This window comes from Bacillus sp. MUM 13, from assembly GCF_001866725.1.
Lineage (GTDB): Bacteria > Bacillota > Bacilli > Bacillales > DSM-1321 > Peribacillus.
This window is the reverse complement of record NZ_MLYQ01000007.1, coordinates 12891-26398: the sequence shown is the minus strand read 5'-3', so window position 1 is coordinate 26398 and position 13508 is coordinate 12891. Positions and strand designations below refer to the sequence as shown.

13 protein-coding genes are annotated in these 13508 nt (G+C 41.3%); 7 read left to right on the top strand and 6 right to left on the bottom strand.

All coding sequences use genetic code 11. The features are described 5' to 3' along the window. The first annotated feature begins 1 nt into the window (after window position 1). The 3 genes from BIV59_RS02875 to BIV59_RS23470 all read left to right on the top strand — a co-directional run bounded on the left by BIV59_RS02875 (window position 2) and on the right by BIV59_RS23470 (window position 1973). Window positions 2-1213, top strand: a complete 1212-nt coding sequence (locus tag BIV59_RS02875) for an iron-containing alcohol dehydrogenase (protein ID WP_071349940.1) — start codon at window positions 2-4, stop codon at window positions 1211-1213. A 454-nt stretch (window positions 1214-1667) separates the two neighbouring features. Continuing rightward, window positions 1668-1826, top strand: a complete 159-nt coding sequence (locus BIV59_RS23475) for a hypothetical protein (RefSeq protein WP_090987846.1) — start codon at window positions 1668-1670, stop codon at window positions 1824-1826. Next, entirely contained in the window at window positions 1827-1973 is a 147-nt protein-coding gene (locus BIV59_RS23470) for a hypothetical protein (protein WP_170846071.1), read from the top strand. 45 nt (window positions 1974-2018) lie between these two features. Here the strand turns inward: BIV59_RS23470 and BIV59_RS02870 are convergent, their stop codons facing one another. From BIV59_RS02870 to pdxS, 3 genes are all read right to left on the bottom strand, one after another. After that, a complete protein-coding gene (locus BIV59_RS02870) occupies window positions 2019-3788 on the bottom strand; it encodes a B12-binding domain-containing radical SAM protein (RefSeq protein ID WP_071349939.1) in 1770 nt (589 codons plus the stop codon). Window positions 3789-3992: 204 nt separating this feature from the next. Continuing rightward, a complete protein-coding gene (pdxT, locus tag BIV59_RS02865; protein WP_071349938.1) occupies window positions 3993-4583 on the bottom strand; it encodes a pyridoxal 5'-phosphate synthase glutaminase subunit PdxT in 591 nt (196 codons plus the stop codon). 1 nt (window position 4584) lies between these two features. Next, complete coding sequence (pdxS, locus tag BIV59_RS02860) at window positions 4585-5472, bottom strand: pyridoxal 5'-phosphate synthase lyase subunit PdxS (RefSeq protein ID WP_071349937.1); 888 nt, start codon at window positions 5470-5472, stop codon at window positions 4585-4587. Between the two features lie 138 nt (window positions 5473-5610). On the opposite strand from pdxS, the gene pdxR reads away from it, so the two are divergent. After that, complete coding sequence (gene pdxR / locus BIV59_RS02855; RefSeq protein ID WP_346417298.1) at window positions 5611-7005, top strand: MocR-like pyridoxine biosynthesis transcription factor PdxR; 1395 nt, start codon at window positions 5611-5613, stop codon at window positions 7003-7005. 31 nt (window positions 7006-7036) lie between these two features. Here pdxR and BIV59_RS02850 read toward each other — a convergent pair whose 3' ends face one another. Continuing rightward, window positions 7037-8095, bottom strand: coding sequence for an acyltransferase family protein (locus BIV59_RS02850; protein ID WP_071349935.1), 1059 nt, complete (start codon window positions 8093-8095; stop codon window positions 7037-7039). A gap of 245 nt (window positions 8096-8340) precedes the next feature. Between BIV59_RS02850 and BIV59_RS02845 the strand changes: the two genes are divergently transcribed. Next, window positions 8341-10530 carry a PAS domain S-box protein gene (locus BIV59_RS02845; protein WP_071349934.1) on the top strand — a complete coding sequence of 730 codons (2190 nt, stop codon included), beginning with the start codon at window positions 8341-8343 and terminating at the stop codon, window positions 10528-10530. After that, the gene (locus BIV59_RS02840; RefSeq protein ID WP_071349933.1) at window positions 10530-11042 is read left to right on the top strand and encodes a methylated-DNA--[protein]-cysteine S-methyltransferase; all 513 of its coding nucleotides are present in this window, start codon (window positions 10530-10532) and stop codon (window positions 11040-11042) included. Before BIV59_RS02845 ends, BIV59_RS02840 begins: the two co-directional genes overlap by 1 nt. A 103-nt stretch (window positions 11043-11145) precedes the next feature. On the opposite strand, the gene BIV59_RS02835 is transcribed toward BIV59_RS02840, so the two are convergent. Beyond that, on the bottom strand, window positions 11146-11562 hold the full coding sequence (locus tag BIV59_RS02835) for a YkvA family protein (RefSeq protein ID WP_071349932.1): 417 nt from the start codon (window positions 11560-11562) through the stop codon (window positions 11146-11148). A gap of 205 nt (window positions 11563-11767) precedes the next feature. Between BIV59_RS02835 and BIV59_RS02830 the strand changes: the two genes are divergently transcribed. Beyond that, window positions 11768-11989, top strand: a complete 222-nt coding sequence (locus tag BIV59_RS02830) for an aspartyl-phosphate phosphatase Spo0E family protein (RefSeq protein WP_071349931.1) — start codon at window positions 11768-11770, stop codon at window positions 11987-11989. A gap of 273 nt (window positions 11990-12262) precedes the next feature. Here BIV59_RS02830 and BIV59_RS02820 read toward each other — a convergent pair whose 3' ends face one another. Next, the gene (locus BIV59_RS02820; RefSeq protein WP_071349929.1) at window positions 12263-13501 is read right to left on the bottom strand and encodes an MFS transporter; all 1239 of its coding nucleotides are present in this window, start codon (window positions 13499-13501) and stop codon (window positions 12263-12265) included. Window positions 13502-13508: the final 7 nt, after the last annotated feature.

The window sequence follows — 13508 nt, the reverse complement described above, 5'->3', positions numbered from 1 at the left end:
AATGTTAAACAATACGTATTCTTCTTTCATGCTGCGGACAGCCATTTACAGCGGCTCCAATACCCGTGCACTTGTACCTGCCCTGTTTCAGGGACTTGGAGCAAAAAAAGTAGTTATATTCAGTGACAGAGGATTAGAAAAAGCAGGCATTGTGGATAAAGTTTCGGAAATATTCGATTTGTCACAGTATGGGACAGGTCCTGAACTTGCAGGCATTTATTTAGATATATCACAGGACGCAGAAAGCCAATGTGTGAATGCCGCAGCGCGCTTTGCCAGAGAGAAAGGGGCAGATGCTCTATTAGCAGTAGGCGGAGGAAGTGTTCTTGATACCGTCAAGGGAGTGAAATATTCGCTGCATAAAGGCCTTTCCGATATTAAAGAAGCCATCCCGGGCGGCCTTTTATTCGAATCATTCCCTCAGGCGAATTTCATGTCCATCCCGCATATTGCAATTCCAACTACTGCAGGCACAGGCTCTGAAGTCTCTCCCATAGCTGTAATTTATAATGAAGAAATTAAAATGAAAACCAATATTATCAACCCTTTCATCAATGCTGACATGGCTATTTTAGATCCGGATTTAACAGTGAAGCTTCCGCCATTCATAACAGCTTTTACAGGATTTGATGCACTTACACACGCCATTGAGGCTCTAGCATCGCCATATGCAACCCATTTTACTGATGCACAGGCACTCCATACCATCCGCCTTATTGAGAAGAACCTGCTGCTTGCCGTTAATGATGGAGAAAACCTTGATGCGAGAATGGCCATGCTGCAGGCAAGCAATATGGGAATAACGGCTTTCAGCTTTGCGCTGCAAGCCATCCCGGTCCACAACTTTGCGCATGCATATGGTGCCATGTTCCGTATTCCTCATGGACTTGCTAATGCTGTTTTCCTGCCTGTTGTGATGGAAAGGATTCCACATTTATATCTGCCGAAAGTAATGGAACTTGGGGAAGCATTAGGAATCAACATCCGCCACCTTGATCATGAGGCGGTTTTGGAAAAGGTTATTGAAAAAATTCGCCTGTTGCAGTTTAAATCAGGGCTGCCAAGAGATTTCTCTGATTACCATATCAGCTATGAAAATGTAAGAGATACAATCAAAGCTGTAAGCATGGATCCGGCATCGGTTTTCTTTCCAATGCCTGATGAACTTATTCAGGCAGTAGGGGAGGCTGTGGTTCCTGTGAGCGTAAAATAATAAGCTTTTTTCATAATCTTTGCTGCTATGTAACATGGCAGTTGATTTCCGCTCCAGGATGCTCGCTTTCCGTGGGGCATGCGGTGAGCCTCACAGCAAAGCTTGTGGGGTCTCACCTTCCCGCTAATCCCACAGGAGTCTCGCACCTTACACTCCAATCAACCGGTTTAACAACGGGATCCCTTCACAGAACATTTTAAAAAACAGCAATCTTTAAGAAAAGAGCATTAAGAAAAGAGCCAAAGGACTGCTTAGGCAGTTTGCTGCAATCACAAGAATACATCATGTAAGGAAGCTCCGCCTTTATACATGATGTATTTTTCATGGGACCGTATGTCAGGATAGAATACATGAAATATCAAACACTATAGAAGGACTCCTGCTGCAATCAGAATTAACGGAGATAACTGCAGGAGTTCAATCATTATATTTATCAAAGGGGGATGTGCGAGCCATGAAAAGAAAGGCAAATGTTGACGGTGCCGTAAAGGCAAGTAAAACACCTAAGAAAAACCAGGGTACAGATGAGTTTTCTAATGAATTTGCAGCTGATGAAAATCCAATGAAGGGTGCAAATCGAAATTCAAAGCAAGGAAGAAAAGGAAGGATATAAATGGAGTCTGATAAAAAGAAGCCACAAAAAAATGAACAGGCAAAAAATGTACGTGAAGAATTTGGTGAAGAATTTAATGGAGATATGAATGCCGCAAAAATTTTTGACGTCCTTCTGTCCGGCAGCACCAAAAAGAAAAGTAAATAAAGAAAATGGCCAGAGGGTATCTGGCCATTTTCTGAATGAAGCAGCTTACTTATTTGCCTGCAGTGTTTTTTCTTCAGTATATGAAAAAATGGAAGAGCCTATCCCTGAAGGATCAAAGTAGGATAGCATGATACCCCTCTCCCGTACAATACTTCCGTTTTTCAGGTATTCATTGAGATTAAATGGTATTTCCTCAAGCATGGTGTGTTTATATAAATCCTTTTCATTCAATTGAAGACTCTGGTAGCCCTCACCAAGAATGGACCCATTGTGCAGAATTGTTTCGTAAATTGCCGTTCTCTCGGCTTTTTCAAAAGATTGTTCCCACCAGGGTTTTCTTGGCTTGTATTTTTGAGTGTTGAAATAATCGTATTTCATAAATCCGACAGCAATATCCAGTTCAGCAATCTTTTTGTCCTGAAGGAACTGGTAAAGCCTGCGGAATAAATCTTCAAGCTGATGGCCAATTCTTGACCATCCCTGCTGATCCCAGTATGTTCCGAACTCCTGGAAGAAATCAAAAGCGGAGTCAAAAACGCGTGTAACCAGGAATTCAACTGTCTGGTTCATCCGATGGTCATTCCAGTATTTTTCGAGAACATCCTCAACTTGCTTAATCCTGACAATATCATCAAATGAAAGAACATTATTTCCTAATATTTCGTAGGGTGAATAATCACTATAAATATACTGATGATCACTGGCCCTCAGCCGGAGTCCGGTGCCCCTGAGCATCTTGAGGAACCCTAGCTGAAGTTCTTCCGGCCTTAATTCAAAAACATCATTAAATGTTTTACGGAATGTGGAATAATCCTCTTCTGGAAGCCCTGCAATCAAATCAAGATGCTGATCAATTTTTTGACCTTCTTTTACCATGGTAACAGTTCTAGTAAGCTTTTCGAAATTTTGTTTTCGTTTTACTAATTCATTTGTAGGGTCATTGGTGGATTGTACGCCAATTTCAAAGCGGAATAATCCAGCTGGAGCATTGTCATTCAGAAATTGAATAACCTCAGGTCTCATGATATCCGCAGTTATTTCAAATTGAAAGACCGTGCCGGGAAGATGTTCATCTATTAAAAATTGGAACATTTCCATGGCATAGCTTCTGCTGATGTTAAAGGTTCTGTCGACAAACTTAATCGTTTTGGCGCCATTTTCCATAAGATAGCGAATATCATTCTTGATTTTTTCACGGTCGAAATACCTTACTCCAACTTCTATGGATGATAAACAAAATTGACAGTTGAAAGGGCAGCCCCTGCTTGTTTCGATATAAGTCACCCTTTTTGAGAGATGCTGCTGATCTTCTGCAAATCGGTAGGGTGATGGCAATTCCTTTAAATCCAGTTTTGAAATTTGAGGATGGATGATCTTTTTATCATTCTCCCGATATGCAATTCCGCCAATTTTGCCGAAATGCTTTCGTTCTCCTTTAAGTTCAGCCAGTAGTTCTTTAAACGTTGATTCGCCTTCGCCAATAACGATAAAGTCAGCTTCAGGTATCCGGTCAAGCCAATGTGAAACATCGTAAGTAACCTCCGGACCGCCCAAAATAATGGTTATTGCCGGATTAATTTTCTTCAGGGTCTGAATGACCTCGATTGTTTCCTCGATGTTCCAAATGTAGCAGCTGAATCCGACTACATCAGGTTTTTTTGAATAAAGATCGCCTACAATATTCATGATTGGGTCTTTTATGGTATATTCAGCAAGCTTAACGTCAAAGTCGGGTTCTGCATATGCTTTCAGATAACGGATTGACAGGCTTGTGTGGATATATTTTGCATTTAGGGTACTAAGGATTATATTCATATGTTTACAGCGTGTTTACGCGTTCTCCTTTCGGGAAGGAATACTCCATCCATTACTAACATTTTATTTTACCATAGTATAGTCATTTGAACAGATGAAAATAACAATCTGGGGAACAAGTAAATTAGAGGGCAGAACACAGGGACTCAAATATTACTGATTATTAGTAATGGCCCCCGCTTGATAAGCGGGGGCCATTTGCTATTAACTGATTCGTTTTTTATTTGCATCCCTTACCATTTCAATAAACAGTTCAATAAAACGGCAGTCATTTGTAAGCTCTGGATGAAAGGCACTGACTAGAATATGCTCCTGCCTTGCCGCTACAATTTTATCATTCAATGATGCTAAAACTTCAACATCACTGCCTGCTTTTTCAGCATACGGGGCACGAATGAAGACAGCAGGGAAGGGTTCAGACAATCCTTTAACATCAAGCGGCATCTCGAAGCTGTCCCGCTGCCGGCCAAACGCATTGCGCTTCACTGAAATATCCATAAGATTTAAATGGCCGTCTCCGGAATCTGATAGCTGTTTGGCGACTAACACCATTCCTGCACAAGTACCGAAAATAGGCTTTTTCTCTTTGGAAAATTGCTTAATCGGCTCGATAAAACCATACTGCTCCATCAGTTTTTTAATGGCGGTGCTTTCACCGCCTGGGATGATAAGCCCATCGATTTCCTTAAGCTGTTCCGCTTTTTTTATGACAACAGCGTTTAATCCTGCTACCTGAATTTGTTTCATATGTTCTGCTACTGCACCCTGCAATCCTAATATTCCGATTGTCAGCATATTACCAGCCGCGCTCCTGCATGCGGTCTGATGGCTGAAGCTTAGAAATCTCCAGTCCCTTCATGGCTGTGCCAAGATCTTTTGAAAGATCTGCAATCAAACCATAATCAGTAAAGTGGGTGGTCGCCTGGACAATGGCTTTTGCAAATTTTTCAGGATGGTCAGATTTGAAGATTCCAGAGCCTACAAAAACTCCGTCTGCTCCCAATTCCATCATAAGGGCAGCATCAGCAGGCGTTGCAATACCTCCTGCAGCAAAGTTAACAACAGGAAGACGGCCTTCTTCCTTGATTTGTTTTAAAATTTCAAAAGGAGCACCAAGCAGCTTGGCTTCTGTCATGATTTCATCATCATTCATGCTGGCCAATTTGCGCACCTGGGCATTAACTTTTCTCATATGGCGCACAGCTTCTACAATATTTCCTGTCCCTGGTTCTCCTTTTGTGCGCAACATGGATGCCCCTTCACCAATGCGGCGCGCAGCTTCTCCCAAGTCACGGCAGCCGCATACAAATGGAACTGTATAGGTACTCTTAAGCAAGTGATACTCTTCATCTGCAGGGGTAAGAACTTCACTTTCATCTATATAGTCCACACCCATCGCTTCAAGAATACGGGCTTCAACGATATGGCCGATTCTTGCTTTCGCCATTACAGGGATTGTGACGGCATTCATTACTTCTTCTACAATACGCGGATCAGCCATCCTCGCGACACCGCCTGCTGCCCGGATATCAGAGGGAACACGTTCTAAAGCCATGACTGCAACCGCTCCTGATGCCTCGGCAATTTTAGCTTGCTCAGCATTAATTACATCCATAATGACGCCGCCTTTTTGCATGCTGGCCATTCCTCTTTTTACAGCTTCAGTTCCTAATGTTCTTTCCATCATCATCATCCTTTATGTAAGAATAGTTTGTTAATTCTTTTGATATCTACTAGTATAAAAAGAAAATGACTGTATTAAAAGTGTCAGTTTTGTTAAACTCAATGGGGTCAGATATAAGGAGCGAATAGTGATTTGAATATGCTTTCATGTCAATTAAACCGAACAAGTGAAATCCCGCTTTATGAACAATTATATTTGTATGTAAAAAATGAAATTGCAGAAGGGCGCCTGGAATTTAACACCAAGCTGCCTTCTAAACGCAAGCTCTCAGATCATCTTCAGATCAGCCAGAATACGGTAGAATCCGCATACGGCCAACTGGTTTCTGAAGGGTTTATTGAGGTAAGGGCGCGAAAAGGATATTACGTAATGGCATCAGAAGACCTGGAATACTTGCGCCAGGCTGGATACCAGAATGACATAAAATCTGAAAGGAAGAATGAAGTCATAAAATATGATTTTCATCCAAGCCAGATTGATACAAAGTCGTTTCCTTTTAGGGTCTGGAGAAAATATTCGAGGGATATGATAGACGTAAAAAAAGAAAAGCTCCTGCTGATGGGAGATCATCGCGGGGAAAGCGGGCTAAGGCAGCAAATTGCTGCATATCTGTATGGATCAAGAGGAGTGGTCTGTACACCTGAACAAATCATTATTGGTGCAGGTGTTGAAATTCTGCTGCAGCAGATTGTTTTATTATTGGATGATAATACCTCTTATGGGGTGGAAGATCCAGGGTACCATCTCATTTACCAAATACTGAAAAGCTACGGAAAAACAGTGAACCCTCTTGAGATTGATGAAGAAGGAGTGAATGTGGAGCAGATTGAACAATCAGGGGCCCAGGTGGTGTACGTGACTCCATCCCACCACTTTCCATATGGGACGATTTTATCTATTAACCGCAGAATGAAGCTTCTGAACTGGGCTTCTGCAAGCGAGGAACGCTACATTATTGAAGATGATTATGACAGTGAATTCCGCTATAGCGGAAAGTCGATACCTTCCCTTCAAAGCATGGATAATGGGGAAAATATCATTTTTCTGGGGTCTTTTTCAAAATCGCTGATGCCCTCTATCCGCATCAGCTATATGATACTGCCGCAAAGACTTATGGACCGCTATCAGGATAAGCTTTCTTTTTATCACTCTACTGTTTCCCGCCTTGATCAGCAGACGCTTGCCCAATTCATGGAAGCGGGAGAATTCGAAAAACACCTGAACCGGATGAGGAAGGTGTATCGAAGCAAGCTTGATACGGTTGTTACTGTGTTAAAGGAATATGATAAAAAAATCAGGGTTATCGGAGCCAATTCTGGTTTGCACATCGTGCTGGTCATAGAGAATGGTCTGAATGAAGAAACACTCATAGAAGAAGCACGGAAATCTCAAATCCGGGTATATCCTCTTTCACTGTATAGCATAGAAAGACCGGAAGCCCCCCCTAAAGTTATCTTAGGTTTTGGAGGAATTCCTCTGGATGAACTTGAATCTGCGATAAGAGCATTGTTGAAGAGCTGGAAAATCGGCTGAAAAAGCAGGAGACATTTTTGTCCCCTGCTTTTTACCGCAAGCTTGAAGAATGATTTTGAGAGCGGCTTTTAATTGCCTTTACACGTTTCAATACAGTATAAAACAGCTTCTTGAATTTTGATATCTTCAATTCAATGATTGGCTGTGCCAAGGATTCGATAATTTGGCTGGATAATAAGATGGTGATCAGCAGGGCAAAGCCTGCGAGCATGAAAAAGCTTTCGGTGCTGGTAAAATACGTATGGATCCGGCTTTCGCGAAATATCCTGACAAAAAAACCATGAAGCAGATAGACATAAAGAGTCTGTGCCCCCCATCTTGAAAAGAAGTGTTTTCCGCGTGGAACAAAAGCAAGAAAACTGAAAACCATGATCATGGAAACTGTGTAAACCCCTAGTCTGGTAAACATGGATAATATATCGGGATTGCCAAGCTCAGCATAAGGCTTAGAGCCAAGAAGCCATTTATCGCTTATATCCGGATGCAGATAAAATCCCGAAAAAACAACAGTGATGATGACAAAAGCTGTGATTCGCCATTTTACAGAAAAAAGCTTCTTTATTTGCTCTTTCGAGAGATGGTATCCAATCAGATACATGGGAAAGAAAACAAATGTCCTGGATAAGCTCAGATAATTGGAGACGGTGTCTGCATAACCAATCAAGAGGGCAGCCAGGACGGCAATGCCAATCCCTGCAGCAGGCTTTAGCTTTGCAAAAACAAGAAGCATCAGATTCCAGCAAAATAAACTGATAAGAAACCACATGGCCCACTGCGGATCAAGCAAATCCATCTTAAAGTCTGATTTGCTGTAAAGAAAATAATAAAATACTGTGTAAATTGTCTGGAAGATCAGGTAAGGCAGTATTAATTTTTTTGTAATTTTAGATAGATATCCCTTTTTATAAAATCCTTTTGCAAAAAAGCCTGAAACCAGGATAAATGCTGGCATATGAAAAGTGTAAATAGTTTTATAGAGAGCGTAAATTTCCTCGCTTTCATGGATATATGATTTTAATAAATGGCCAAAAACAACAATGGCCATCAAAATAAATTTAGCATTATCAAAAAAGTAATTTCGTTTAGTCATGGCTGCCTCCGTTTTTAATTAGTGGGAAAACGGGGTAATTTCATTAAACTTTACCCCTGCACGATCCTGCTTAATCTACTTTTTTTCAGGAAAAATAAGGAATGGGTGAAATCTAACGCATATTGTTCATTTATACAGAAAAAGGTTTTAGTATAATGCATTTTTACTATTTTTGTCAGACAGATAGGAAAATAAGGCGGATATGTAGAATATTGGTGGTAAGTGGATGCTTCGGAGGGGAAAGTATGATGGAAACAGAGTTAGCTGAAATTGCTGCTTATAAAAAGGAAATTTCAAAGCTGAAATCGCAGCTTGAACAGTGCAAGCTGCTTTCTGATAAAATATTTGAACCATTTATTATCGTTAATCAGGAGAGGGATATTCTATACGGCAATCCATCAGCATGTCTTCTTTTGAATACTCCAAAAGAAAAACTGCAAACGATGAAAATCACCCATTTTTTAAAGGTTGTACCTTCCCATATTCTGCAGCTGCAGGAAGAGAAAATAGAGACCGATGGAATTGTGGAGGACGAATGGCTCATTCAGCTGCTGGATGGAGAGCTCAAGCATATTGAGTTCACGGGCTATACGTATAATGCCCAAGGACATACGATATTTAAATTAAAGGACATTACGCTGGAACGTTCACTTGAACGGGAAAAGATGATGAGCATGCAAATGTTTCTCGATGTTTTCAATCAGGCAATAGACAGCATTGTCATTTATGATCGTTCGGGAATCATCATAGACAGCAATACCCCTTTCTGCCAAAGCCTGAAATTGGATAAATCCGAAGTAGTCGGCAGGAATATTACGGATTTCATTTCGGAAAGTTCCCTGGGAGTCTGGGATGCATGCTTCAATCAGGTACAGGCAGAGGGGTCCTCATCGGGAGTTATGGAAATAAAATCATATGCGGCAGAGCTCAAAGTTGATTTTTCCTCAACAGCAAATATATTTAATGGCTTTTATATGTGCATTCTTAAGGATATTACTGAGAAAAGCCTTATTGAGAAAAAGCTGATGGACAGTGAAAGAATTTTTTCGGAATTATTTGAACAGACAATGGACGCCATTGTCTTTTGGGATCAGAACGGGATCATATTCAGGGTAAATGATTCTGCATGCAGAATTTTCGAGTCAAGCAGGGAAAGCCTTATTGGCTGCCGTATCTCAGAGTATGTAGCCCAAAAGGATGAACGGTTTTATAATATGATTGATTCATTTAATAGGTATGGGGCCGTACGTGAAGAGCTTTTTTATAAAATGCCGAACGGACAGCTGAAGCTGTTGGAGCTTACCGCAAAAATGCATTCCAGTGAAGGGTACAATATAACGATTTTCAGGAATGTAAGCGAGCGGTGGCGGATAGAAATGGAGCTTAGAAAAAGTGAAAAAAAATTCCGTAAAATTTTTGAGGGATCTCTCGATGGAATGATCATCTGGAATTTGAAGGGTTTTGCAGATATTAATGAAACAGGATGTAATATACTGGGATTTAACAAGGAAAAGCTTTTATCCATGAACGTGAATAAGCTGCTGGAAAGTGTTCCTGAAAACGCAGTCCTTCTCCACGAGCATATTGACCAGGTTCTGAAAAAAGGTTCGTTCACTTCTGTCATTCCTGTTAAATTCGAGGGGGGAAGCACCAAGTATATAGAGTTTTCCACAAGGAAAAATCTATATTCAGGCCTTCACCTGACCATTTTCAGAGACATAACAAAAAGTCTGGAAATGCAGGAGCAGCTCAAAAAGTCCGATACACTGAATGTGGTTGGCGAGCTTGCCGCGGGTATTGCCCATGAAATCAGAAATCCCATGACTGCACTTAAAGGGTTCATACAGCTGCTGCAGGGAAGCGTCAAGGAGGATTTTTCAAATTATTTCAATGTGATCACTTCAGAGCTGCAGCGTATAGAAACGATTATTACGGAATTTTTGGTCCTTGCCAAGCCGCAGGCTGTGAAATATTTCAGGCAGAATATCAATTCAATCATGAAGGAAACACTGGAACTTCTCGCAGCACAGGCTCTGATGTTAAATATTCAGTTTGAGGTGAATTATCAGGAAGATGATTTGATGATTTATTGTGAAGGCAACCAATTAAAACAGGTATTTATTAATATAATCAAAAATGCCCTGGAGGTTATGCCTGATGGAGGAATTGTCAGGGTGGAAACCAGAAGGGAAGGTGACAGGCATATAAAAATAACGATTGCTGACCAGGGAATAGGAATTTCTGAAGAAAAGATAAGAAAACTGGGAGAGCCCTTTTATACGACAAAAGAAAGAGGAACTGGACTTGGATTAATGGTCAGTTATAAAATTGTAGAGGAGCATAGAGGATGGGTCGAGGTTGAAAGTGAGGAAGGAAAAGGGACAGCCTTCCATTTATTTCTGCCTATGGACCGGATCCAGAAGGAGCCAAAATAATGAAATACTATTACAGCCAATATGAAAGGCCGGAAATCGGCAAGTTATACTTACTGGCGGATGAAGAAGCCCTGGTGCACATGACCTATAATCCGGCGGATTTTGAAAAGCATGCTGCAGCCTGCCATCCAGCCCAAATGGATGAACATCAGGTTTTTAAGGAATTAAGAATTTGGCTGGACGGATATTTTTCAGGCGTGAATAAAGAGTTCACGATTCCTTTGCGCGAGAATGGTACTGAATTCCAGAAGCAGGTATGGAACAGGATGAAGGAAATTCCATACGGAGAAACTAAGTCATACAGTGAAATTGCCTATGAAATAAACAGGCCGAAAGCTGTCCGCGCAATCGGCCAGGCCAGCAAGGCCAATCCTTACCCAATTCTTGTGCCCTGCCACCGGGTTGTTGGCAAGAAGGGGCAGCTTACCGGGTATGCAGGAAGCAAAACAGATATAAAAGATAGATTATTGACCTTGGAAAATAAAAATTGGGCAACCAGACAAATTAATTGATTATCGCCAGGGTGCCTTGCAGTTTCTTAGTAAACTGCAGGTATTCATTGAAAAAACGCATTTCACGTGCCCAGGAGGCTTAGGAAATGCGTTTTTTCTATTTCTATTTAACGGTAATGGCAAGCTGTTTTTCACTTTGCCATTGTTCAAACAATACCAGATCTTTATCAATCTGAGATAAAACAAAAGCCACAACTGCAGCGTCATCAATCAAACCAAATCCTATCAAAAAATCAGGGATGACATCTATCGGCGATACAAAGTAAATGACAGAAACTAATATCATGATCAGGGAGCGGTATGGCACCTTGCGGTAAGAACCGTTCGACCATGCCTTCAATAAGGAAAGCATGGTATGCAGTTTTGTCCACAAATTTTTAAAAGAAAGCTGGTTTGAAGCTGCCTTTCTTTCTGCGTTTGCGAGGAGCCCCTTCGCACTTCCTTTATTTTCTGCATAACGCTTCGCCTGCTTACTGAAAAGCGTATAAGCAACTTTCCTGAACAACCATTTCCGCAGCATATTTCCACCCTCTTTTTTCAACTATGATACCACTCTTCAGAAAAATAAAAACCTGTATAATCTTGTGAAAAAGGCAATCCGTGGATATTGGCATAAAATGAGAGGTTTTGTCATATTATGCTAACCTATTTACATCTGAAGAAAATTTTGTAATAATCCTTAAGTGCTTATTTTAAAAAAAGTGAGAAAGGATGTAAGCTAAGTCATGATATGCAGAAATGAAACAGCAATTTGCTCTGAGATAACAGTTAAGCGGATGGAAATGATCAGGATAGCGGATGTTTACGGTATGACTGCCGAAAAGACCATTCGATGCAGCCAGGAACTTGACGGTTTGATCAATGAGTATCTGCAATTACAATACCACTCGGATTTTTTGCTGAGTAAATTTGAAAGTTATGATTTCAAAACAGAGGTGAATGCATGACACTCTTTACATGGAAAACGAAGGGAAGAAGGAATGGCAGTGGATGGGGACTGCAGTGCTGAAAAAAGCAGGCAGAAGCATACATAAAGCAATAAGACCTGTCTGCATCCGCCTCCAAGGATGCAATAGGTACAGACAGATCTCCATGCACATCTCCGAACTAACATTCAGGCCGGCCGGCTCCCATCTTCCAATAAATATACAACTTCAGCCCAAAACCGCTCATCAGGATACAGCATCATAATAAACGGGATTGAAACTCCCTGTTTAGCTTTATTCGTGATGCGGATTTTGCCAATCCTTCAATGTTTTATCCGATGGAAGTAACAGACTAATAAGGCCCAGAAGCGGTAAAAATCCTACATACTTAATGGTGGCAGCAATGCCGATTGAATCTGCCAGTGCTCCAAGTGCAACCGAGCCTATGGCCCCCATGCCAAAAGCAAGTCCCACGGTCAGTCCTGCCATCGTTCCCACTTTACCCGGCACCAGTTCCTGCGCGTAAACAACTGTCACAGAAAAGCTCGTCATAATAATAAATCCGCTGGCCAATAACAGAACAAAAGAAGCCCATGATGGAAGAAAAGGCAGCAATATAGTGAAAGGCGCACATCCTGCCAATGAATATAAAATAATGTTCTTTCTTCCGAAACGATCGGCAAGCGGGCCGCCAAAGAAGGTTCCAAGCGCGCCGGCAGCAAGGAAAGCAAAAATATAGAGCTGTGCTTCACTAATGGAGAAGCCATTATGCTTTATCAGAAAAAAAGAATAGTAATTTGTCATGCATGAAATATACCAGGATCTGGCAAAAATAAACAGAAGGATAAAAGTTAAAGCTTGGGCAACTTTTTTATTGAACACTCCTTTTGAACCTGCTTTGCCTTTTGCATGGTGAACCGGTGATTTTAGCTTGCGCCCATACCATATGGCGATATAAAACAGCATGATAACTGCGCAAAGGGCCACAGGAGCAAACCATAATGCTCCTTTTTGCCCGAATGGAACCAGGATAATAGCAGTAATAAGGGGAGCAAGCGCTTGTCCGGTATTGCCGCCGACCTGATAGATGGATTGAGCGAGACCTCTCTTTGTTCCTGCTGCCATATAAGCCACGCGGGAGCCTTCAGGATGGAAAATAGCAGAGCCGATCCCAATCAGGAAAACAGAAAACAGGATGATTCCATAGTTTGGGGAAATAGCAAGCAGAATAATGCCCGCAAGTGTACTGGAAAGCCCGATTGGCAACGCAAAGGGCAGCGGTTTTAAATCGCTGTACCAGCCTACAGCGGGCTGCATGATGGAAGCTGTAATATTTAGCGCAAAGGCTATATAGCCAAGCTGGGTATAGCTTAAGGACATTGAGTGTTCCAATATTGGAAACATTGCAGGTACAACGGCTTGAAGAGTATCATTTAATAAATGGCAAATACCCATGATAATCAGGATTCTAAAAACCGTTGCATTGGCACTTTGATTTTGCCGATTTTGAAGTTTAAGAGAAACACTTGACATTAAAAAG